This window comes from Nocardia uniformis NBRC 13702 (assembly GCF_001613345.1).
In the GTDB taxonomy this organism is placed as follows: domain Bacteria; phylum Actinomycetota; class Actinomycetes; order Mycobacteriales; family Mycobacteriaceae; genus Nocardia; species Nocardia uniformis.
Window position 1 is genome coordinate 1 of record NZ_BDCE01000027.1, and the last position, 18,990, is coordinate 18,990.

Consider the following 18,990-nt stretch of genomic DNA (forward strand, 5'->3'; position numbering starts at 1 on the left):
AAGAACATGCCGGGATGACGGGTGCCGTACCGAAACCGCCCTTCAACCCCGGTAATCACCTTCGCCGGTTTCCAACAGCCGCTTGGGGTGCATGCCATTCACCTGACCGATGAACGGCGGGTGGATGCTGTAACCCAGCATGCGGCGAATGTCCTCACTGACGGTGCGGACGATCTCGTGCGGCGTGGACAGGGTGAACGCTTCCTGCGGGCGCAGCCAGGGTTCGCAGTACTGGGCGGTGAGCGCGAGGCGAGGGTTCGGCGACCGGTTCGCGCCACCGCCGTGCCAGAGGGTACCGAGGAAGAACACGCAGGAACCCGCGGGCATAACCACCGGGATGCGCTCTTCCGTATCGATCGGCAGCCGATTGCCCCATTCCTGACTGCCCGGGACAATTTCGGTGGCACCATTGTCGGCGGTGAAATCGTCTATGGCCCAAATGGTTGCGGCACTGAGCGCCTGGCGCGGACGCGGTAGCGGATAGAAGCCGTCATCGGTATGCAGCATCTGCGCGGACTCGCCCGGCCGAATATTGATCACCTGCAGCATGGACAGCAGATAGTTGGGCATGAGCAGGCGATCCAGCAGCGCCAGCACGCGCGGGTGCTCGACCACGCGGTCACAGCTGCGCGTCTTATTGAGGACGCTGTAGATCCGTTGCGTCGCATGGCCTTCGAAGTTGTTGCGGCCGGTCCGGTCGAGCAGGGGTTCGACATCGGTGCGGATCGCGCGCAGTTCGTCGGGGCTCAGCAGGTTCTCCAGCACCACGTAGCCGTCGCGGTGGAGAGCGGCCAGATCCGCGTCCGCGATGGCCGGATCCACCGTATTTCCACTGCTTTCGGTGCGGCGGTACTTCCCGGCGAGGTCGCCGACCAGATCGACAACCGATGACACCTCGGCGCTCATGACGCCCTCCGATCCATAACATAACTCGGTTCTGTTATTGTTCGACTGTGGCACGCGCACCGGTAGGACGTCAACAGTTACTCGACGCGGCCCGCGCCGAACTGCTCGAGGGCAATGGCACGGTCGATCTGCACTCGCTCAAACGCCGCTCCGGGCTCAGTACCGGCGCGCTCTATCACCACTTCGGCTCCAAAGCCGGTCTGCTGGTTGCCGTGTACGAGCAATTCCACGCCGGACTGGTGGCGGCCATTGCCGATGACACCCTGCCCGACGCGCAGCACTGGAGTGCGCGAGAACGCGCCCGCACCCGCAATTTCGTCGCCTACCATTTCGGCGACCCCCTGGCCGGGCTCCTGCTCCACCGCATTGCCGTGGAGCCGGAGGTCGCGGAATTGGAAGCCGGTGCACTGGCTCGGCTCATGGCCGCGGCGGGCCGCAATATCCGCCAGGGCCAGCTCGATGGCGATATCGACGCCCAGATAGACGCGGAGCTGGCGGGTTCCTGCATTATCGGAGCACTCCGCTTCGGCATCGCCGATCTCCTACGCCGCGATCCGCGCCCGTCGATCGACGAAGCGACCGAACGACTCTGGGGCGTGATCGCGGGCGCGCTCACCTTCCGATGACCAGTCAGCCGCGGCCGTGACGCTCCTCGTACGCGGCCCGTTCGACGGCGGCGCGCTGCCGTTCCCTGATATCGGCGAGTTCCGGATCCAAGCCGTGCTGAATCAGCCGGTGCCGCCGGTAGACGTACATGAGCGCGATGGTGAAGAAGATGAGCGGTAGATACAGCAGCGCCATCATCGACAATCCGACCCACAGCGGACCCGGTATCAAGAGGAATACGCACAGCAGCGGAATCACGGGGACCAGAAAGCGCAGCAGGTAGCGGCGCGCGGCCCCCGGCCCGGTCAGGTCGTTGCGCACCCAGTCGAGCATCGACGACGGCAACCGCGCCCCGCAGATATAGCGCACCCGCTGCATCGGATTGGGTGTCTGGCCACTCATTCGCTCTCCTTCTCCGCGGCCCGCCGAGCGGCCCGATTGACGCGCGCGAGCACATCGCGCAACTCTTCCAGATCGGCCAGGCTCACCCCGAGCCGTGCCACCACGGCGGGTGGAATCCGCTCCGCGTCCCGCCGCAGCGCCCGCCCCGCGGCGGTCAAGTCGATCAGCAGCGTGCGCTCATCGCGCTGATCACGGCGGCGGGTAATGAGTCCGGCCGCCTCCAACCGCTTCAATAGCGGAGACAGCGTCGGCGAGTCCAATTCGATGGCCTCGGCAATGGCCTTGACCGACATCGGCGACTCCCCCCACAGCGCCAGCATCACCAGATACTGCGGATGGGTCAGCCCCAGCGGCTCCAGCAGTGGCCGGTACACCGCCAGCACCGAGCGATTCGCAATGGCCAGCGCGAAACACACCTGCCGGTCCAACCGCAGCGGATCGTCCACCACCCCATCGCGCTGTTCCACGAGGGAACCTTATCGCACTAATAGTTCGTGCACAAACTATCCGGGCGGGGGCCACCGGATAGCTAGGCCACCGATCCGGAGCCGCCGGAGTCGCCGTGGTGCCGTGGGAGATGTCCGGCGAGGTCGCTGATATTCAGGTGCGCGCCCGACATCCGCCCGCACCCGCGCGCTGCCTCGTAACGTAACCCGCATGAGTGAACGCATGGTGGTCATCGGCGGGGATGCGGCCGGAATGTCGGCGGCCTCGCAGGCCCGCAGACTGCGGCAGGCCGAGGAACTCGAGATCGTGGTGTTCGAGCGGGGACACTTCACCTCGTACTCGGCGTGCGGTATCCCCTACTGGGTGGGCGGCGATGTCGACGACCGGGACGACCTCATCGCCCGCACCCCCGAGGAGCACCGGGCGCGCGGTATCGACCTGCGCCTGCGCACCGAGGTGGTCGAGATCGACGTTCCCGGTCGTCGGGTGCGGGCGCGCGATCTGGAGACGGGGGCGCAATCGTGGACCGGGTACGACAAACTCGTGATCGCCACCGGCGCGACCCCGATCCGGCCACCGCTGCCCGGTATCGACGCGGCCGGGGTCCACGGCGTACAGACCCTCGACGATGGGCAGGCCCTCATCGACACCCTCGAGTCGATCGAGGGCAGACGCGCCGTCGTGGTGGGCGCGGGCTATATCGGCGTCGAAATGGCGGAGGCGTTGATCACTCGCGGCTACGACGTCACCATGATCAACCGTGGGGCGGAGCCAATGGCCACCCTCGATCCCGATATGGGTGTGTTGATTCGGAAGGCCATGGAGGGCATGGGCATTCGAGTCATCGGCGGTACCGAGGTAACGGCAGTCCGCACCGATGACGCGGGCCGGGTCCGCGCCGTCGCTACTGCCGACGACGAATACCCGGCCGATGTCGTCGTTTTCGGTATCGGCGTCCGCCCCGCCACCGATCTCGCACGCGCCGCCGGTCTACCCCTGGGCGCGTACGGCGGCCTGCTCACCGATCTGGCCATGCGGGTGCGTGGCCACGAGAACATTTGGGCCGGAGGTGATTGCGTGGAGGTGCTCGACCTGGTCTCGGGTTCCGAACGCCATATTCCGCTCGGCACCCACGCCAATAAGCACGGCCAGATCATCGGTTCCGGCGTCGGCGGCGATTACGCCACGTTCCCCGGTGTGGTCGGGACCGCCGTCAGCAAGGTGTGCGATTTGGAGGTCGCCCGAACTGGCTTGCGAGAGAAGGAAGCCCGCGCCGTGGGCTTGCAGTTCGTCACCGTTGTCATCGAATCCACCAGCCGCTCGGGCTATTTCCCCGGCACATCGCTCATGACGGTGAAAATGATCGCCGAACGCCGCACCGGCCGACTGCTCGGCGTGCAGATCGTCGGGCGCGAGGGTGCCGGTAAGCGCATCGATATCGCCGCCGTCGCGCTGACCACCCGGATGACCGTGGAGCAGATGGTCGCCCTCGATCTCGGCTACGCCCCGCCGTTCTCACCGGTCTGGGATCCGGTATTGGTGGCCGCCCGCAAGGCGGTAGCCGCGGTTCGGAAGGACTGCCGCGGTTGACGGCGACATTCGCGGCGGACGTCAATTGCCGGGTATTAGCTTACCCCGGTTGTATCGTCACAAACATGACGGAGAAGAAGCACATCGGACTGTTCGTCGGTGCGTTCATCTGCGCCGCCGTAGTTACATTGAACCCAGCCGCAGCCTGGGCTTCCGGTGACTCGGGGCCCAACGCACCCGCCGCCCCGGGGGCCGGCTCGCCGGGCAATCCCGCTGGCGGCGCTCCCGCAGTTCCCGAACGACCGATCCCGGTCCCCGACCGGGCCCCCGCAAGTCCGCCCAGCGCCGGAATCTGGTGCCCGACGTTCTGAATGCCAGTCATCGCAGTGAATGATCTTCGGTAGATTGCGGTTGTGAAGAAAGTTCCTTCGCCCGTCCCGACTCCGCCCCGCTCGCCTGCCCCGATCGACGAGATCGACCGGATACTGCTCGACGAGCTGGCGCGGGACGGGCGAATCACCAATAACGCGTTGGCCACGGCCGCCGGAATCGCACCGTCCACCTGTTTGGGCCGGGTGCGTGCACTGGTCGAGCGCGGCGTCATCCGCGGTTTCCACGCCGATATCGATCCCGCGGCCCTGGGACGCGATCTGCAAGCCATGATCGCCGTCCGGGTACACGCCGGGGCACGCAGCCATCTGGCCGAGTTCGGTGCGCAGATGGCGGCGCTACCGGAGGTGGAGAGCGTCTACTTCATCGCCGGTGCCGACGATTACCTCATTCACACCGCCACCGCGAATTCCGATGCGCTGCGCAGATTCGTCCTGGAGAACCTGAGCGCGCATCCGGCGGTCGCCTCCACCGAAACGATCCTCATCTTCGAACATGTGCGCCCGGGTGGACCCCATCGCGCGTCCTGATCAGGCCGCCAGGGTCCGTGCGGCGTAGCCGTGGGCCTCGGCGACCGATTCCGACAGCAGCACTCCGTCATGAGTACTCAGCCCCGCGGCCAGCCCGGCATCCGCCGTTGTCGCGGCGCGCCAGCCCTTGTCCGCCAGGGCGACGACGTACGGCAGCGTGGCATTGGTGAGCGCGACGGTGGAGGTATGCGGTACCGCGCCGGGCATATTCGCCACGCAGTAGAAGATCGAATCGTGCACCCGGTAGGCCGGATCGGCGTGGGTGGTGGGGCGCGAATCCTCGAAGCAGCCGCCCTGATCGATGGCGATATCGACCAGTACCGAACCCGGCTTCATCTGAGCCACCAGCGCATTCGACACCAGCTTCGGGGCCTTGGCGCCCGGGACCAGGACCGCGCCGATCACCAGATCCGCCTCGCGCACCAGGTTCTCCACCTCCAGGCGGTTGGACATCACGGTCCGCACCTGCCCCTGGTAGAGGTCGTCGATCTCGCGCAGCCGGGCGATATTGAGATCCAGCACCGTGACCTCGGCCCGCATACCGTGCGCCACGGCAATCGCATTGCGCCCCGACACACCCGCGCCGAGCACCACCACATTCGCGGCCCGCACGCCCGGTACGCCGCCCATCAGCACGCCACGGCCGCCGCCGCTGCGCATGAGGTGGTAGGAACCGGCCTGCGGGGCCAGCCGTCCGGCGACCTCGCTCATCGGGGCCAGCAGCGGCAGCGAACCGTCACGGGCGGTGACGGTTTCGTAGGCGATGGAGGTGACACCGGAGGTCAGCAGCGCGTCGGTGCACTCCTTGGAGGCGGCCAGATGCAGATACGTGAACAGCAGCTGCCCCGCCCGCATGCGCGAATACTCCTCGGCCACCGGCTCTTTCACCTTGAGGATCAGATCCGCCACACCCCACACCTCATCGGCGGTGTCCAGCACCCGCGCCCCGGCGAAGCCGTAGGCGGCGTCTTCGAAGGTGGATCCGATACCGGCACCGGCTTCGATGTAGACCTCGTGTCCACGGGAAACCAGTTCGTGCACACCCGCCGGTGTACAGGCGACCCGGTACTCGTGGTTCTTCACCTCACGGGGGATCCCGATCTTCATTGTCAGCACTCCTGAGCGTCGTTTCACACGGCGTGGGCGGCCGATGCCGCATAGGAGTGAGTATGAATATTATGCCGAATGATCGCTATAACACCGCAGATAATTCTCATCGGGTAGAGAATAGTGTTCGACTATTCGAGAATCCCGGCGCAGACCCCGGGTCGACCGAATCATCTTCGAAGCAGAAACGAGCCGCGCGGACGACGGCCAACCGGGGGTTGAGGTCGCAAACACCGCCCGGCCGCCTTCGTCATTCCGGCGTGCTTTTGGCCGGAATCCACACCTCCGCGGTAGTGGATCCCACCCGAGCATGCCGAGAGCCGTGCCGACACCGCGCCTTCAATCTCGGCAGTCCTCGACGGCCGAGCTCAGGAGGGCCGACGCTGGCGATGCTGGGCTACGTGGACACGGGTCGAGCACTTGGTGGAGCAGAAGCGGCGCTTGCCGTTTCGGGAAGTGTCGACAAAGACGGTGGGGCAACCTTCCCGGGCACAGCGGCCGATCCGCGTGGAGTCTTCACAGAACAGCGTGGCGAGACCGAAGGCGGTATACGCCTTCACCCGCTCGTCGGCCGGGGCCGTCAGCTCGGAGTAGTGCAGGTGCGGGGCCCTGCCGTCGTGGGTCGAAATGTAGGGGCGGCTGGTGGTTTTGGCCAGCAGCGCATTGAGCATATCGACGGACGGGTTGCTGAACACCGCATCGAGTTCCCGTATCCAGCGGCGGAGCTCGGCGTCCTGGCGGGCGTCGATCCGGCTGAGCGGCTTGTAATCGGATTCGGCGAGCAGCCGGCCGAGATCCTGATCCGGCGCCGCGTTCACCAGTCGAACAGCCAGTTCGGCCGCCGCGCCACCGTAAGGGTTGAAATGCACTAGCCCATTACATCAGGGTGGGGTCATGACCGCAACGTGCCCCACCTGCTCCTGGCCCACCCCGACGCCGGTATCCACCCACGGCACTATTCGCTATCTGCGCTGCGTCTGCGGCAAGTGGTTGATCGAAGAGCGCGGTGCGGTGCTCGCCACGGCGGGCCACAGCACGCTCTCCGACCCCCAGCTACCCGGCGACGAGCCGTCGCGGCTCAGTACACCCGGAAGGTCGTGACGCTCTCACTGTGCGGCAGATCGGTGCGCAGCGTGAAGGTCACGTCACCGGCACCGGTCACCAGTCGCACATTGCCGATTTGCGGGGCTACCCAGAAGAACGGGAAACCATTGCCACTGCCGAGAAAGACCGATCCCGAGCCCGTCGCACCGGTGGTGAGATTTCGCCAATCGACGGTCGCGGTGACCGAGCACCACGGCGCGGGCACCCCGAGCACCTTCAGCCATCCCTTCAGCTGCAGGTCGACGGTCCCCGCCACATCCCCGTCCGGATACACATTGCCCTCGGCCCAGACATCCCCCGCGCAACCGAGCCCGTGCGCTCCGGTCACCGTCATCGGCAAACTGACCCGCTCATAGTTCGATGCCGCCGCCGGGGCGCTCGCGCCCACCAGGGCCGCGACCGCGACCGCCGCGACGGCAGAGATCTTTCCGAGCTGTTTATATGCCATTCCCCTACCATCGCAGAACTCGCCGGTCCGTTTCGGACCGCAACGCGGTCCCCAGCTCAGGGTCCCCGAGGAACAGCACCATTCCGACGGCCGGGAGGACGGCACCGCGCCGCTGCAGCACGCCGGATCGAGCGACGGCAACCGGGGTGACGACCACAGAGCTCGGACCGCGAACACACCGAAATCCACCGCCGGTCGATAAGCAGAAGTGATCCCCGGCAGTCGATTTCGGTGTTGTTCGGGAATCCGTTTCCCGGAATTCTGTGCCTGTCCGCATCTCACTGCCTTGGAGGGCCCTTGTCCGAGATCACTCCCTTCCGTATCGCGATCCCGCAGGACGACCTGGACGATCTGGCCTACCGGCTGGCCCACACCCGATTCCTCGCCGAACTGCCCACCGAGGCGTTCGCCGGTACCGTGGATATCGGTCTTCCGGTGCCGCCCGGCTGGGAATACGGCGTCCCCCTCTCGTATGTGCGCCCGCTCCTGGATCATTGGCGCGACGCATTCGATTGGCGGGCGCACGAGGAACGTTTGAACGGCTTCGCGCAGTTCACCACCGAGATCGACGGCCAGCACGTTCACTTCGTCCACGTGCGCTCCCCTGAGCCCGATGCGACCCCCCTGATGCTCACCCACGGCTGGCCCAGCTCGTTCACCGAATTTCTCGGTCTTGTCGCCGAATTGACCGATCCGCGTGCGCACGGCGGTGATCCCGCCGATGCCTTTCACGTGGTGATCCCCTCCTATCCGGGATTCGCTTTCTCCGGGCCGACCGACCGGGCGGGCTGGACGTCGGAGCGAATCGCCGCGGTATTCAACGAGCTGATGAGCCGCCTGGGGTACGACCGCTACGGCGTGCACGGCAATGACGCGGGCGCCCTCGTCGCGCCCGAGATGGGGCGGCTCGCCCCGGACAATGTCATCGGTGTGCACGTCGATCAGATCTTCTCCTTCCCCAAGGGCGATCCGGGCGAGATGGACGGGCTCAATGAGCAGGAACTCATGGGCGTGCAATTCGGGCAGAAGTTCCTGAAGCACTCCATCCACGATTTCAGTCAGAGCGCGCAGCCGAGCACGCTCGCACACGCGCTGTCGGACTCCCCCGCCGGGCAGCTCGCCTGGAGTGGGCAGTTGTTCGCGACGTCGCTGACACCCGATGACGTGATCACCAATGTCGCGATCTACTGGTTCACCAATACCTCGGCCTCGTCGGCCCGCCTGTACTTCGAGAACGCCCACGGCGCACACTCCGCCGAACCGACCACCGTGCCGATCGGCTTGGCGTCCTTCGGCTACGACTTCAAACCGCCGCGCGCGTTCGCCGAGCGCGACCACTCGAACATCGTGCAGTGGAACGAGTACGACAGCGGCGGGCACTGGGCCGCCTACGAGGTCCCCGACCTACTCCTGGGAGATATCCGCGACTTCTTCCGGAAGGTGATCTGAAGGTATGGGCATCAGGCGCGTGGTAACCGGCCACGACAGCACCGGTAAGGCGATTGTCGTCAGCGACGGTGAGGTCCCGCCCGGCGGTCGCGGCCCCGACTCCATCTGGGGGGCCGATGGCCCCCTGACATTTCCGGACGCGGGTGGTCGGCCCGAATTCGCGGGGCCGCTCATCCCGCAACCCGGCGGCTTCCACATTATCCGGATCGTGTTTCCGCCCCATTTCAATCCCGACGACTGGGCCGACACCACGGACCCGGTCCGGGCCGCGGCGAGTGCGCGCGAGCAGATGGCCGCTTCGGTGGCGCTCGTCGATGACCCCAATCCGCCGGGCACGTACGGCGCTCCCGCGGGCTTCACCGGGCTGCACGCGACGGCCTCGATGGATTGCATGATGCAGGTATCCGGCGAGTCGGTGTGCGTCCTGGAGGACGCCGAGATCCGCCTGCGGCCCGGTGATTGGCTGGTGCTCAATGGCGTCGTACACGCCTGGCGAAACGACGGCGACGAGGACGCGGCGCTGATCGGCGTCGTCATCGGCGCGGAGCACAAGGGCGCTCCGCGCCGGGGATAGCGCGAGCGGCCGCCGGGGCGACTTCGCGATCGCGCCCCGGCGGGCACCCCTGCTCCGGTTGCTCGGCGAGTTGCGGTGTGGCACATTCGGCTTCGGGGGTGCCCCGGACGAGATCCGGCCGAGACGGAATGGGACCGGCCATGGAGCTGCGCGATATCGAGATCCTGCTGACCCTGGCCGAAGAGCTGCATTTCGGCCGGACCGCACGGCGATTGCACCTCTCGCAGGCACGGATCAGCCAATCGGTCAAAAGCCAGGAACGCCGGATCGGCGGGCGGCTTGTCGACCGTTCCAATCCACGCAGCATCGCACTGACGCCACTGGGCAGACAGCTGGTGGACGATCTGCGCCCGGCCCACGGAGGCCTGCTCGAGGCCATGGAACGAGCCCGCCGGACCGCCAGCGGGGTCTCCGGTGTGCTGCGGCTGGGCTTTCTGGCCGGCACGATGGTCGACCAGAACCTGCCGAGTATCGTCGCCGCGTTCCGGCGGCAACGGCCGGGTTGGCGAATAGATATGCGGCAGGCCGACTTCTCCGACCCCACCGCGGGGCTGGCCGCCGGGCAGGTCGATATCGGGGTGCTTCGAGTACCTTTCCCCGGCCAGGAGCACTATCGGGTCAATGTGCTGCGGAGCGAGGACCGGTGCGTCGCATTACCTGCCGCACACCTGCTCACCAGGGAGAAGCGGATCGCGTTCCGGCAGATATGGCAGGAACCGTTCATCGCGCTACCCGCCGTCTCGGACTCCTGGCGCGACCACTGGCTCGCTGTCGACGCACGCGACAACACCCCGGTACAGATCTCCGCCGTCGCCCACACTCCCGACGAGTTCCTGGCCATGATCGCCAACGGATACGGGGTGAGCCTGACTCCCGCTGCCGCACAGCACTTCTACGGACACCCGGGGGTGCGGTACCGCCCGGTGGACGGTGTCGGTCCCACGCAGGTGGCCGTCGTGTGCCGCACCGAGGACCCGAATCTGGCCGTTGACGACTTCGTCAGCGCCTGCCTGGAATACCGCACCCACGACGATGCCCCGATCAGTCTGGCATCGACGAGCCCGTCGGCTCCCGGGGCATAGACACACTCGGTATGACGAAAGAAGAGCTCCCCCTGAATTCAGGAGGAGCTCTTCTTCACTGTGTCGAGAGGGGGACTTGAACCCCCACGTCCCTAAGGACACTAGCACCTCAAGCTAGCGCGTCTGCCATTCCGCCACCCCGACTGGTGTTGCTCGGAAACTTTAACGGATAAACGGTGCAATTACACAAACGTGCAGTTCACAGCTAGTTTTACAGGCGTTCTCGGCGGCCGCTGGTCCGGTGTGGTGCCGCCGCACGGCAGCGGCGGCACCACATCGGATTATGCGATGATTTGCCGGTACAGCTTCACCCACTGATCCGGGTGGACGTAGCCGACCACGGTGTCGCGGTCGATGCCCGCGACGGCCAGGGCCTCGTCCACGCCGTCGTAGCGGGTGCGCAGTGAAGCGCGCACCGAGCCACCCACACCGGAGAAGCCTGTCCGGATCAGTTCGGTGTAGGAATCGCGGTCCCGCACAAGCGGTTCCGGTCGGCGTCGGATCCGCAGGATCGCCGAGTCGACCGAGGGGACGGGCCGGAAGCTGCTCCGGTGCACCTGCCCGCACAGCTCCCAGTCGAACCACGGCCAACTCGCCACGGTCACCAGGCTCCACCGCCCGTAGTCGCCGGAACGCTTGCGCGCGTACTCCCGCTGGGTGAGCAGGGTCGCCGAGGTGAGCGTGGGTGCGGCCAGGCACCAGTCGACAATCTTCGCCGTCACCGAGAACGGAATGTTCCCGACGACCGCGAACGGCTCCCGTGGTGCCTTCGCCTTGGTGAAATCACCTCGGACAACCTGTATTCCGCTCTCGCTCCGCGTCCGCGCCGCCAATTTGGCGGCCAGCAGCGGGTCGATCTCATAGGCGGTGACCCGCGCCCCACCGCGGGCCAGCGCCCGGGTGAGCACGCCCTCCCCCGCGCCGGGTTCGAGCACCAGTCCACTCGGATCAGCCGCCGCCACCATCATTTCCACGGCAGCCGAATCCACTAGAAAGTTCTGCGAAAGCTCACGCCTGGCCTGATCACGCGGCGACCGCCCCTTACCGCCGTTCTTGACCTTGCCCTGGGTATGCGAGTAGTTCCGGTATGCAAAATCTTGCGCCACAGCACTTGCCCTTTCGGGTCCTCGAGTCGAATGAATCTCGAAGGGCCCTGGGCGCGCCTGCGGACGCCGAATGAAGTCTCCGCGTCCGCTAGCGGGCCAGAGCCCGAGCGCTGCGCAGACGAATGAAGAAGGGCGCATGGCATGTCATGCGACCCACCCTAGAAACGAGACGTTCGGCCCCGCAAGCGAATTATCTGGGCATGGCGAGACGGTGCTGCGCGCAACTCATTCCGAGCAGTACGTGTCGTCTGCCTGCACCGAGTGCGGGGTAGCGCGGTTCACGCTGCGCTCCCACTACTCCGAAATCTGCGGCCAGTGTGCGGTTCGAGCCGCATGGCCGTCGTTGCCGGTCGAGGTCCGCACCGAGTTCGACCGACTGCTGCGGGAAGGCCGCCGCATGTGGGCAGCAAAGATGGCGCGTGAGCGCCCCCGGGTCGCGCCGAAGCCCAGCCTCCCCTGGTTGATGCGTGCAGTCGAGTACCGCACGAACGCTCTAGGGCTCGACGGCAGCCGAAGTCACGACCGAAGTGTCAAAACAGCGGCGGCGATGCTGACGGACAACTCAACTGCCGCACCCAGTACATCGCCATTGAGTCCACCGAAGCGCCGCACGCAATGGCGCACCAGCAACGCCGCCCCGCCCAGTGCTACGCAAACCGCGACCGGCCCCAGCCACCAGTCGTCGGTGGCGAATACCGCTGCGGCAATGGCAATCCCAGCCCACCCCAGGGCAACGACCGGCAGCTGTGTCCCCGCCACGAGTGCCCCGAATCCAGCCCCCGGCGCGGCCCTGATCCCCCGCCGACACGCGAACACCACCGCCACCCGCCCCACCATGACCGCGACCACCACGGCCGCCCAGCGTCCTGCCTCCGCCAAGGCCGCGAACGAAACCGCCTGAATCCCAATGGCAAACACCACCGCCGCCACCCCGAACGGCCCGGCCCCACCACTTTTCATGATCTCGCGCGCCCGCTCCGGCGGCCCGTAACTGCCGAGCCCATCCATGGTGTCGGCAAGCCCATCCACATGCATGCCGCGTGTGATCAACGCCATCGCCGCCACACCCACGAATCCTGCCAATAGCGCGGTGGCCCCCGCCGCGCCGAGCAGCCACATCATCCCGGCCGCACCTGTTCCAATCAGCAGCCCCACCACTGGTGCCCACCCGATAGCCCGCCCCCCGGCGGTCCGATCCACAGTCTCCGGCCCTCGCACCGGCAGCACGGTCAACCACGACACCGCCAATCGGACCCCGTTCACCGAGACCCCACCTCACTCGTGGGCAGCTGACCACGGGAAACCCGCGGCGGCATGGCGCAAGTGGCCGCAGCTGCCGGTTCCTGCTCGCCAACCGACACCGCGCCGCGCGATTTCCCCACGGCGCGCCGCCCAGATCTGGTCGGATGCTCACCGGGAACTGCTGGCGGCATCGTCCAAGTAGCTCTCGCCACCGGATCCTGGTCGCGAGCCGAGGCGATGTCGTGTGGGAGGCGCTGTGGCCCGTGCCGAAAGCCGGTAGGCCATCGGCCACAGCACCGTGCCAGCGCGGCGCGCACGGCCGCCGAGCCGAGGTGGCACGGCGGGCGGATGTGACGGCACCTGGTGACTACGCCCGGTCCGGTCGAGTGACCACGGGAAACCCGCAGCGGCGTTGTGTGAGTCACCGCCGCCAGCAGTTCCCCCTCGCGGATCGACCGAGCGTGCCGCGCATCGACTACAGCCGGGTTCGCGCGGGTGTCGGGTGCGTCGCCCGGATTGCGCAGTGGGCGGCGCTTGCTGAAGGTACGCGAGGATCCGGCGTCCGAGGGGTCGGGCGCGGGGTGGGGTGCGGGCGGGTGGTTACGCACTGTCCTCGGTCGAATCCGCTGTGCTGACACCGGCTTCGGCGAAGGTGGCCATATCGGTGAGGGTGGCGACGGCGGCACGGAGGACCGGGAGGGCGGTCAGCGCGCCGGAGCCCTCGCCGAGACGCATATTCATATCGAGGAGGGGTTCCAGGTGGAGGCGGTCGAGGGCGATGGTGTGCGACGGTTCGCTGGAACGATGGCCCGCCACCCACCAGGCGCTGGCGCCGGGGGCCAGCTGTTCGGCGATCAGGGCGGCGGCGCTGACCACGACGCCGTCGAGGATGACGGGGGTGCGGCGGGCGGCGGCCCGGGCCAGGAAGCCCGCCATGGCCGCGAAATCCGCTCCGCCCGCGACGCGCAGGAGTGCGTGCGAATCCTTGACCACCGGTCGGGCCCGCCACATGGCGTCGCGGACGGCGGCGGTTTTGCGCATCCATCCGGCATCGTCGATACCGGTGCCACGGCCGACGGCGATAACCGGTTCGGTATCGGTGATGGCGGCGATCAGCACGGTCGCGGGGGTGGTATTGCCGATCCCCATATCTCCGACAATGAGAAGGTCTGCGCCGGAATCGATTTCCTCGTCGGCGAGGGCGGATCCGGCGGATAGGGCGGTGCGGGTCTCGTCATCGGTGAGGGCGTCCTCACGATCGATGGACCCGCTGGAACGCCGCACCTTGAAGTTGGAGATCTCCGCCGAGGTATCCCCCTCGACCGCCACATCCACCACGCGCACGGTGGCATCCGCCAGCCGCGCCAGCGCGTTCACCGCGGCACCCCCGTGCAGGAAGTTGGCGACCATCTGCGCGGTCACCTCACTCGGATACGCCGACACCCCGTGCCGCGCCACCCCGTGATCCCCCGCGAACACCACCACCCGAGCCCGCTCGAACTGCTTCGGCGGACACACCCCCTGACATGCCGCGACCCAATTGCCCAGCCGCTCCAACCGCCCGAGCGCCCCGAGCGGTTTGGTCAATTCCGCCTGCCGAGCCTCGGCCGCCGCCCGTACCGCCGCATCCGGCGCGACCACGGGCCCGAATCCGACCTGCACAGCCGGACCCTTCGAAAGCCCCACCGCCCGCTGCGCGCCCCCATCATCTTCGGAAACCGAATCCGCACCACCGGCCGCAGCATTCGCACCCGCACCACCGGACACCAACGCCGCGGCTTTCACGCCCGCATTGCCGGACTCCACCGCGTCCGCAGCACCTTCAGACCCGCTCAGCGACATAGCGCTACCGGACCCGGCCTCACTACCAGTGGTCGTCGCAACGCCAGAGTCTGTCTGCGCCACACCAATGTTCCCCGTATCGGGTCGAGTTCCGGCGACACCTTCCGCCGCACTGCCGCCCACAGCAACACCGGAATCAGCCTGTCCACCAAACTGTTCCACCCCGCCGTCGCGCGCCTCGGGTCGAGTCGCCACCTCCTGCGCGCCCGCATCCGCACCATCGGTCGCCGCCCTATTCCCCGCGACACCGGTGCCATCGTGAGCCGCACCGATATTCACACTGTCGCCCGCCGCACCGGGCCGGGCGGCGGTCGGTGCAGAACTTGCCCGCCCTGCACCGCTCGCCGTGCCCACCGCGCCGACCGAACCCACGCCCGCTACCCCGCCAGCCGTCCACTCGGTAGCTCCGACCGTCAGCGCGTCGGCGGCCTGCTCACTCACCACGGCCACGTGCTCCGGTTTCACCCGCACCGGCTGCCCGGCAACGACGAGAACCGCCTCATCGCACACCTCGGCCAGCCGCTGGTTGAGCGTGCCGATCTCATCGCGGAACAGCCGCCCGGAGCGGGTCGCCGGGATAACCCCCATACCCACCTCGGGGCTCACGATCACCAACCGCTCCGGGTACGCGCCCACGGCCGCCACGAGCGCCTCGATATCGGGACCTACCGTCCCGCGCGGCTGCTCCCATGCCTTGCGCGCGTCGATCCGCGCGGTGAGCCAGGTGCCGATGTCATCGATCAGCGTCGCGGGCGTGGCCTGCCCGAGCCCCGCCACCGGGTCGCCCTCGACCACCGTCCACGCCGCGGATCGTCGCGCTCGATGCGCCGCGATCCGTTCGGCGAAGTCGGTATCGGCCGGGTCGACGACGGCCGTCGCGATGTACCGCACCGGCCCCGAAGCAACGAGGCGTTCCGCGAAGGCCGATTTTCCGGACCGGGCACCGCCGAGCACCAGTGTGCGGAGCGGCCGATCGGTTGTTTGAGCAGTGTGCGACACGTCAGCACGGTATCAACCACCACCCGGGTCAGCCCCGCCCAACCCGCGCGAACACGAAAGCCTGAGATCGCGAAAATCGGATGGGCACGATCCCGGCCTGACACCGCAACGCCACTCGACGACTTTATCGTCATACCGGCATGTTTTGGCCGGGACCCACACCGTGAAGCGCCGCTCCAGCTCGTGCGGATTCCGGCCAAAGCGCGCCGGAATGACGGGAATGCCGTTGCGGTACTAAACGTGCACTTTTCGTCCTTCCCCGACATTTCTATGCATGAAAAGACGAAGAGTGCAGGTTTAGGCCGACCACGCCGACATGCCTGCGACTGAGCGCCCCGGGTCGTCTACTGGTTCTGCACAGCCAACCGCCCCGCCAGCGCGACGAAGGACGCCCCGAACACCCGACGCATCCACAGCACCACGGCGGGCCGGGAAATGATGTGGTTGCGTACCGCCGCGGCGGCGGCCCCGTACACCGCGAACACCGCGAACGTGGCCAGCATGAACACCCCGCTCAGTACGAGCATGCGCGCCACCGCATTCGGCTCCCCGGCGGGCACGAACTGCGGGAGGAAGGCGAAGAAGAAAATCGTCAGCTTCGGATTGAGTACGTTCGCCAGAACGGCGGTCAGGATCACGCGACCCACGGACGGCCGCTCACCGGTCTCCTCGGGCACGGTCAGCGCCCCCTTGTCCCGCAAGGTATTCCACGCCATATACAGCAGATAGGCGACGCCCAGATACTTCAATGTCTGGAAGGCGACCGCACTGGTATTCATAACCGCCGCCACACCGGTCACGGCCGCGATCATGTGCGGCACGATCCCCAATGTGCACCCGAAGGCGGCAATTACACTCGCCCGCGTCCCCCGAGCCAAGCCCGCCGCGAGTGTGAACAGCACCCCGGTTCCGGGCGTCGCGACGATGACCAGCGTCGTCAGCAAGAATTCGATGCTCATCCCCCGCACAGTAACCGCGCGCGACGAATTACGGCACCCCGCGATCACACGGTAGGCATGCCGACGAATAGAGGCGTGCCATCACACCTTCCGGCTGCACTGCATCCCTACTGGCATCGCGATGCCGCCTGGCCGCCTTCGTCATCCCGGCGTGTTTGCGGCCGGAATCCAACCCTGCAGTACAGGTGTCGGGGTGCCCACCCACCCCAGTTCCCGGAACGAGGGCTGGCCTCCCGAACTTGAACGCGTGCTGCCGCCCGAACCTCTCGTCATTCCCCGTCATTCCGGCATGCTTTTAGCCGGAATCCACCCTTGATAAGCCGCGGATCCCGGCTCACCACACCGGAATGACTGGGCCAGCAGGCAACATCAGTGGATCCCGGCCAAAGCATGCCGGGATGACGGGAGGTGCGCCGACATCGCGCGCTCGATCTCGGTATCCACCGCTACCTCGCTGGCACCACACGAAGCTTCCTCGCGAAGCGAGCTGCCGACGCATCTGGTTACGCAGCAGCGTATTCGGCCATCGCGGCCTACATCGCCGCGTCGTCCACCCGCGCTCCGAACCGCCGCCGATACTCCGTCGGCGCGATCCCCACCGATCGCTGAAAGTGGTGTCGCAGTAGCGCTCCCGACCCGAAGCCGCAGCGGTGCGCGATCGACTCCAAGTCCAGTTCGGTGTCCTCGAGCAGGTGCTTGGCCAGCAGAATCCGCTGGCTGGTCAGCCATTTCACGGGTGTGGTGCCGGTTTCGGCGGCGAACCGGCGGGCGAAGGTGCGGGTGGACATGGTCGCCCGCGCGGCGAGGTCTTCCACGGTGTGTGGCAGTTCCAGATGCTCGCTCAGCCACACGAGGGTTTCGCTGAGACTGTCCGAAGTGCATTCGGGCACAGGGCGTTCGATGAACTGCCGCTGTCCGCCGTCGCGCTGCGGTGGCACCACCATGCGCCGTGCGATGGCATTGGCCGCGGCGCTGCCCAATTCGCGGCGCACCAGGTGCAGGCAGGCGTCGATCCCAGCGGCCGTTCCGGCGCTGGTGATGAGGTTGCCCGCGTCCACGAACAGCACGTCGGGATCGACGGTCGCCTTCGGATACCGCTGTGCGAGCGCGTCGACGTATTTCCAGTGCGTGGTGCATTTGCGGTCGTCCAGGAGCCCGGCCTCCCCCGCGAGGAATGCCCCGGAACACACGGTCAGCACGGTGGCCCCGTGTTCGGACGCGTCCCGCACCGCCTCGAGGATCCGCGGGTCGATCGCCTGCGATTCCACGAACGGATAGGCCGGAATGCAGACGAGGTCCGCGTCCCGCAGCTCCTCGAGCCCGTACTCCGGGGTAACCGTGATTCCGGGTGTACTGCTGCGCAGCGGCTTGCCCGGTTCCAGTCCGCACACCTTGAAGTCGAAGGCGGGCAGCCCGTCCATGGTCCGGTCCAGCCCGAATACCTCGCAGACGACCCCGAATTCGAACATGGCAAGGCGCGTATTGAGCACCACGGCGACCTTCGACAGCATGACCCCAGCCTATCTGGCCGAATATTTGCGGACAATGTCAGAACAGCCACTGTTGGCAGCAACTCCTTGAGAGCAAAGTTACTGCCATGCACGCACTCACCGCAATCGCCGGAGCCGGAACCGCCATGACGCTCCTCGGAATGCTGACCTACGGCGCGATGGCGGGCGGCACCACAACTTCCACCACCGACCAGGAGGCCTAAGCCATGACCACCCTCGCCAGCACCTTCACCACCCGCGAAACCACCGCGACCGCCGAGACGACCACCGAGACGACCACCATGCTCACCCGAATCTTCGCCCTGTTCGCCGCGGCCGGCCGAGCCGTCCCCTTCCACCGCGAATCCTCATGGACCCTGGCGGGTTCCAGCAATGTCACCGACCGCGACAGCCAGCGCATCAACGCCGAGGTGCTCGCCATCACCAGCATGCGCGAACACGGCTGAGCATCGAAACGCCTTCACCCCCTCGCCATTCCGGCATGCACACCCTTCCATCCCGGCGTGCACCTCTCGTCACTCCGGCGTGCACACCCTCTCCAACCCAGGCGTGCACCTCTCACCTACTCCAGCATGCGCACCCTCGTCACTCCAGCATGCACCCCTCACCATTCCGACCCGCACCCCTCACCATTCCGACCCGCACCCCTCCCCACACCGACCCGCACCCCTCCCCACACCAACCCGCACCCCTCCCCACACCAACCCGCACCCCTCACCACACTGGCGCGCACCCTCGTCATTCCGGCGCGCACCC

The 18,990-nt window shown here is 67.0% G+C and carries 20 protein-coding genes, 1 tRNA gene and 1 pseudogene; 9 read left to right on the forward strand and 13 right to left on the reverse strand.

Annotation, left to right across the window (positions count from 1 at the left end):
* Window positions 1–42: 42 nt before the first annotated feature.
* Window positions 43–906 carry a phytanoyl-CoA dioxygenase family protein gene (locus tag NU1_RS07955; RefSeq protein ID WP_067518932.1) on the reverse strand — a complete coding sequence of 288 codons (864 nt, stop codon included), beginning with the start codon at window positions 904–906 and terminating at the stop codon, window positions 43–45.
* A 47-nt stretch (window positions 907–953) separates the two neighbouring features.
* Here NU1_RS07955 and NU1_RS07960 point away from each other — a divergent pair, with 47 nt between their 5' ends.
* The gene (locus tag NU1_RS07960) at window positions 954–1,532 is read left to right on the forward strand and encodes a TetR/AcrR family transcriptional regulator (RefSeq protein WP_067518933.1); all 579 of its coding nucleotides are present in this window, start codon (window positions 954–956) and stop codon (window positions 1,530–1,532) included.
* A gap of 4 nt (window positions 1,533–1,536) precedes the next feature.
* Here the strand turns inward: NU1_RS07960 and NU1_RS07965 are convergent, their stop codons facing one another.
* The gene (locus tag NU1_RS07965) at window positions 1,537–1,914 is read right to left on the reverse strand and encodes a DUF5313 family protein (RefSeq protein ID WP_067518935.1); all 378 of its coding nucleotides are present in this window, start codon (window positions 1,912–1,914) and stop codon (window positions 1,537–1,539) included.
* A complete protein-coding gene (locus NU1_RS07970) occupies window positions 1,911–2,381 on the reverse strand; it encodes a MarR family winged helix-turn-helix transcriptional regulator (RefSeq protein WP_067518937.1) in 471 nt (156 codons plus the stop codon). The genes NU1_RS07965 and NU1_RS07970 overlap by 4 nt, the downstream gene beginning before the upstream one ends.
* Window positions 2,382–2,571: 190 nt before the next feature.
* On the opposite strand from NU1_RS07970, the gene NU1_RS07975 reads away from it, so the two are divergent.
* From NU1_RS07975 to NU1_RS07980, 3 genes are all read left to right on the forward strand, one after another.
* Window positions 2,572–3,951, forward strand: coding sequence for an FAD-dependent oxidoreductase (locus NU1_RS07975; protein WP_067518939.1), 1,380 nt, complete (start codon window positions 2,572–2,574; stop codon window positions 3,949–3,951).
* Between the two features lie 65 nt (window positions 3,952–4,016).
* A complete protein-coding gene (locus tag NU1_RS41170) occupies window positions 4,017–4,262 on the forward strand; it encodes a hypothetical protein (RefSeq protein ID WP_157552038.1) in 246 nt (81 codons plus the stop codon).
* Between the two features lie 33 nt (window positions 4,263–4,295).
* Window positions 4,296–4,811 carry an Lrp/AsnC family transcriptional regulator gene (locus NU1_RS07980; RefSeq protein WP_067518941.1) on the forward strand — a complete coding sequence of 172 codons (516 nt, stop codon included), beginning with the start codon at window positions 4,296–4,298 and terminating at the stop codon, window positions 4,809–4,811.
* On the opposite strand, the gene ald is transcribed toward NU1_RS07980, so the two are convergent.
* Both ald and NU1_RS07990 read right to left on the reverse strand, forming a co-directional pair.
* Window positions 4,812–5,918, reverse strand: a complete 1,107-nt coding sequence (gene ald / locus NU1_RS07985; protein ID WP_067518957.1) for an alanine dehydrogenase — start codon at window positions 5,916–5,918, stop codon at window positions 4,812–4,814.
* Window positions 5,919–6,286: 368 nt separating this feature from the next.
* Window positions 6,287–6,787, reverse strand: a complete 501-nt coding sequence (locus NU1_RS07990) for a CGNR zinc finger domain-containing protein (RefSeq protein ID WP_067518942.1) — start codon at window positions 6,785–6,787, stop codon at window positions 6,287–6,289.
* 25 nt (window positions 6,788–6,812) lie between these two features.
* On the opposite strand from NU1_RS07990, the gene NU1_RS41175 reads away from it, so the two are divergent.
* A complete protein-coding gene (locus NU1_RS41175) occupies window positions 6,813–7,019 on the forward strand; it encodes a hypothetical protein (protein WP_169815014.1) in 207 nt (68 codons plus the stop codon).
* Here NU1_RS41175 and NU1_RS07995 read toward each other — a convergent pair.
* The gene (locus NU1_RS07995; RefSeq protein ID WP_067518944.1) at window positions 6,997–7,470 is read right to left on the reverse strand and encodes a hypothetical protein; all 474 of its coding nucleotides are present in this window, start codon (window positions 7,468–7,470) and stop codon (window positions 6,997–6,999) included. The two genes, NU1_RS41175 and NU1_RS07995, sit on opposite strands and share 23 nt — an antisense overlap.
* A gap of 297 nt (window positions 7,471–7,767) precedes the next feature.
* On the opposite strand from NU1_RS07995, the gene NU1_RS08000 reads away from it, so the two are divergent.
* The 3 genes from NU1_RS08000 to NU1_RS08010 all read left to right on the forward strand — a co-directional run bounded on the left by NU1_RS08000 (window position 7,768) and on the right by NU1_RS08010 (window position 10,575).
* On the forward strand, window positions 7,768–8,919 hold the full coding sequence (locus NU1_RS08000) for an epoxide hydrolase family protein (RefSeq protein WP_067518945.1): 1,152 nt from the start codon (window positions 7,768–7,770) through the stop codon (window positions 8,917–8,919).
* Between the two features lie 4 nt (window positions 8,920–8,923).
* Window positions 8,924–9,493 carry a cupin domain-containing protein gene (locus tag NU1_RS08005; RefSeq protein ID WP_067518947.1) on the forward strand — a complete coding sequence of 190 codons (570 nt, stop codon included), beginning with the start codon at window positions 8,924–8,926 and terminating at the stop codon, window positions 9,491–9,493.
* Between the two features lie 128 nt (window positions 9,494–9,621).
* Window positions 9,622–10,575, forward strand: coding sequence for a LysR family transcriptional regulator (locus NU1_RS08010; protein WP_212761730.1), 954 nt, complete (start codon window positions 9,622–9,624; stop codon window positions 10,573–10,575).
* Window positions 10,576–10,636: 61 nt separating this feature from the next.
* On the opposite strand, the gene NU1_RS08015 is transcribed toward NU1_RS08010, so the two are convergent.
* The 7 genes and pseudogenes from NU1_RS08015 to NU1_RS08040 all read right to left on the reverse strand — a co-directional run bounded on the left by NU1_RS08015 (window position 10,637) and on the right by NU1_RS08040 (window position 18,234).
* Window positions 10,637–10,719, reverse strand: a tRNA-Leu gene (locus NU1_RS08015).
* 137 nt (window positions 10,720–10,856) lie between these two features.
* Window positions 10,857–11,681, reverse strand: a complete 825-nt coding sequence (erm, locus tag NU1_RS08020) for an ErmE/ErmH/ErmO/ErmR family 23S rRNA (adenine(2058)-N(6))-methyltransferase (protein WP_084521084.1) — start codon at window positions 11,679–11,681, stop codon at window positions 10,857–10,859.
* 516 nt (window positions 11,682–12,197) lie between these two features.
* Window positions 12,198–12,944 (reverse strand): adenosylcobinamide-GDP ribazoletransferase, encoded by a 747-nt coding sequence (locus NU1_RS08025; protein WP_067518950.1) that lies wholly within the window; start codon window positions 12,942–12,944, stop codon window positions 12,198–12,200.
* A 579-nt stretch (window positions 12,945–13,523) separates the two neighbouring features.
* A complete protein-coding gene (gene cobT / locus NU1_RS08030; protein ID WP_245719993.1) occupies window positions 13,524–14,585 on the reverse strand; it encodes a nicotinate-nucleotide--dimethylbenzimidazole phosphoribosyltransferase in 1,062 nt (353 codons plus the stop codon).
* Window positions 14,586–15,242: 657 nt separating this feature from the next.
* Window positions 15,243–15,764, reverse strand: a pseudogene (locus tag NU1_RS40110) (bifunctional adenosylcobinamide kinase/adenosylcobinamide-phosphate guanylyltransferase); the annotation flags it as partial.
* Between the two features lie 344 nt (window positions 15,765–16,108).
* Entirely contained in the window at window positions 16,109–16,723 is a 615-nt protein-coding gene (locus NU1_RS08035) for a LysE family translocator (RefSeq protein ID WP_067518952.1), read from the reverse strand.
* Between the two features lie 533 nt (window positions 16,724–17,256).
* Window positions 17,257–18,234, reverse strand: coding sequence for a helix-turn-helix domain-containing protein (locus NU1_RS08040; protein WP_067518953.1), 978 nt, complete (start codon window positions 18,232–18,234; stop codon window positions 17,257–17,259).
* Window positions 18,235–18,440: 206 nt separating this feature from the next.
* Here NU1_RS08040 and NU1_RS08045 point away from each other — a divergent pair, with 206 nt between their 5' ends.
* Window positions 18,441–18,680: a hypothetical protein gene (locus NU1_RS08045; protein WP_067518955.1), complete on the forward strand. Its 240-nt coding sequence runs from the start codon at window positions 18,441–18,443 to the stop codon at window positions 18,678–18,680.
* Window positions 18,681–18,990 lie beyond the last annotated feature (310 nt).

What these genes read in the sequence shown, in the direction of transcription:
- NU1_RS07955 (WP_067518932.1), bottom strand. Translation starts at nt 906, where the DNA reads ATGAGCGCCGAGGTGTCATCGGTTGTCGATCTGGTCGGCGACCTCGCC.
- NU1_RS07965 (WP_067518935.1), bottom strand. Translation starts at nt 1,914, where the DNA reads ATGAGTGGCCAGACACCCAATCCGATGCAGCGGGTGCGCTATATCTGC.
- NU1_RS07975 (WP_067518939.1), top strand. Translation starts at nt 2,572, where the DNA reads ATGAGTGAACGCATGGTGGTCATCGGCGGGGATGCGGCCGGAATGTCG.
- NU1_RS41170 (WP_157552038.1), top strand. Translation starts at nt 4,017, where the DNA reads ATGACGGAGAAGAAGCACATCGGACTGTTCGTCGGTGCGTTCATCTGC.
- ald (WP_067518957.1), bottom strand. Translation starts at nt 5,918, where the DNA reads ATGAAGATCGGGATCCCCCGTGAGGTGAAGAACCACGAGTACCGGGTC.
- NU1_RS41175 (WP_169815014.1), top strand. Translation starts at nt 6,813, where the DNA reads ATGACCGCAACGTGCCCCACCTGCTCCTGGCCCACCCCGACGCCGGTA.
- NU1_RS07995 (WP_067518944.1), bottom strand. Translation starts at nt 7,470, where the DNA reads ATGGCATATAAACAGCTCGGAAAGATCTCTGCCGTCGCGGCGGTCGCG.
- NU1_RS08005 (WP_067518947.1), top strand. Translation starts at nt 8,924, where the DNA reads ATGGGCATCAGGCGCGTGGTAACCGGCCACGACAGCACCGGTAAGGCG.
- NU1_RS08010 (WP_212761730.1), top strand. Translation starts at nt 9,622, where the DNA reads ATGGGACCGGCCATGGAGCTGCGCGATATCGAGATCCTGCTGACCCTG.
- NU1_RS08035 (WP_067518952.1), bottom strand. Translation starts at nt 16,723, where the DNA reads ATGAGCATCGAATTCTTGCTGACGACGCTGGTCATCGTCGCGACGCCC.
- NU1_RS08040 (WP_067518953.1), bottom strand. Translation starts at nt 18,234, where the DNA reads ATGCTGTCGAAGGTCGCCGTGGTGCTCAATACGCGCCTTGCCATGTTC.
- NU1_RS08045 (WP_067518955.1), top strand. Translation starts at nt 18,441, where the DNA reads ATGACCACCCTCGCCAGCACCTTCACCACCCGCGAAACCACCGCGACC.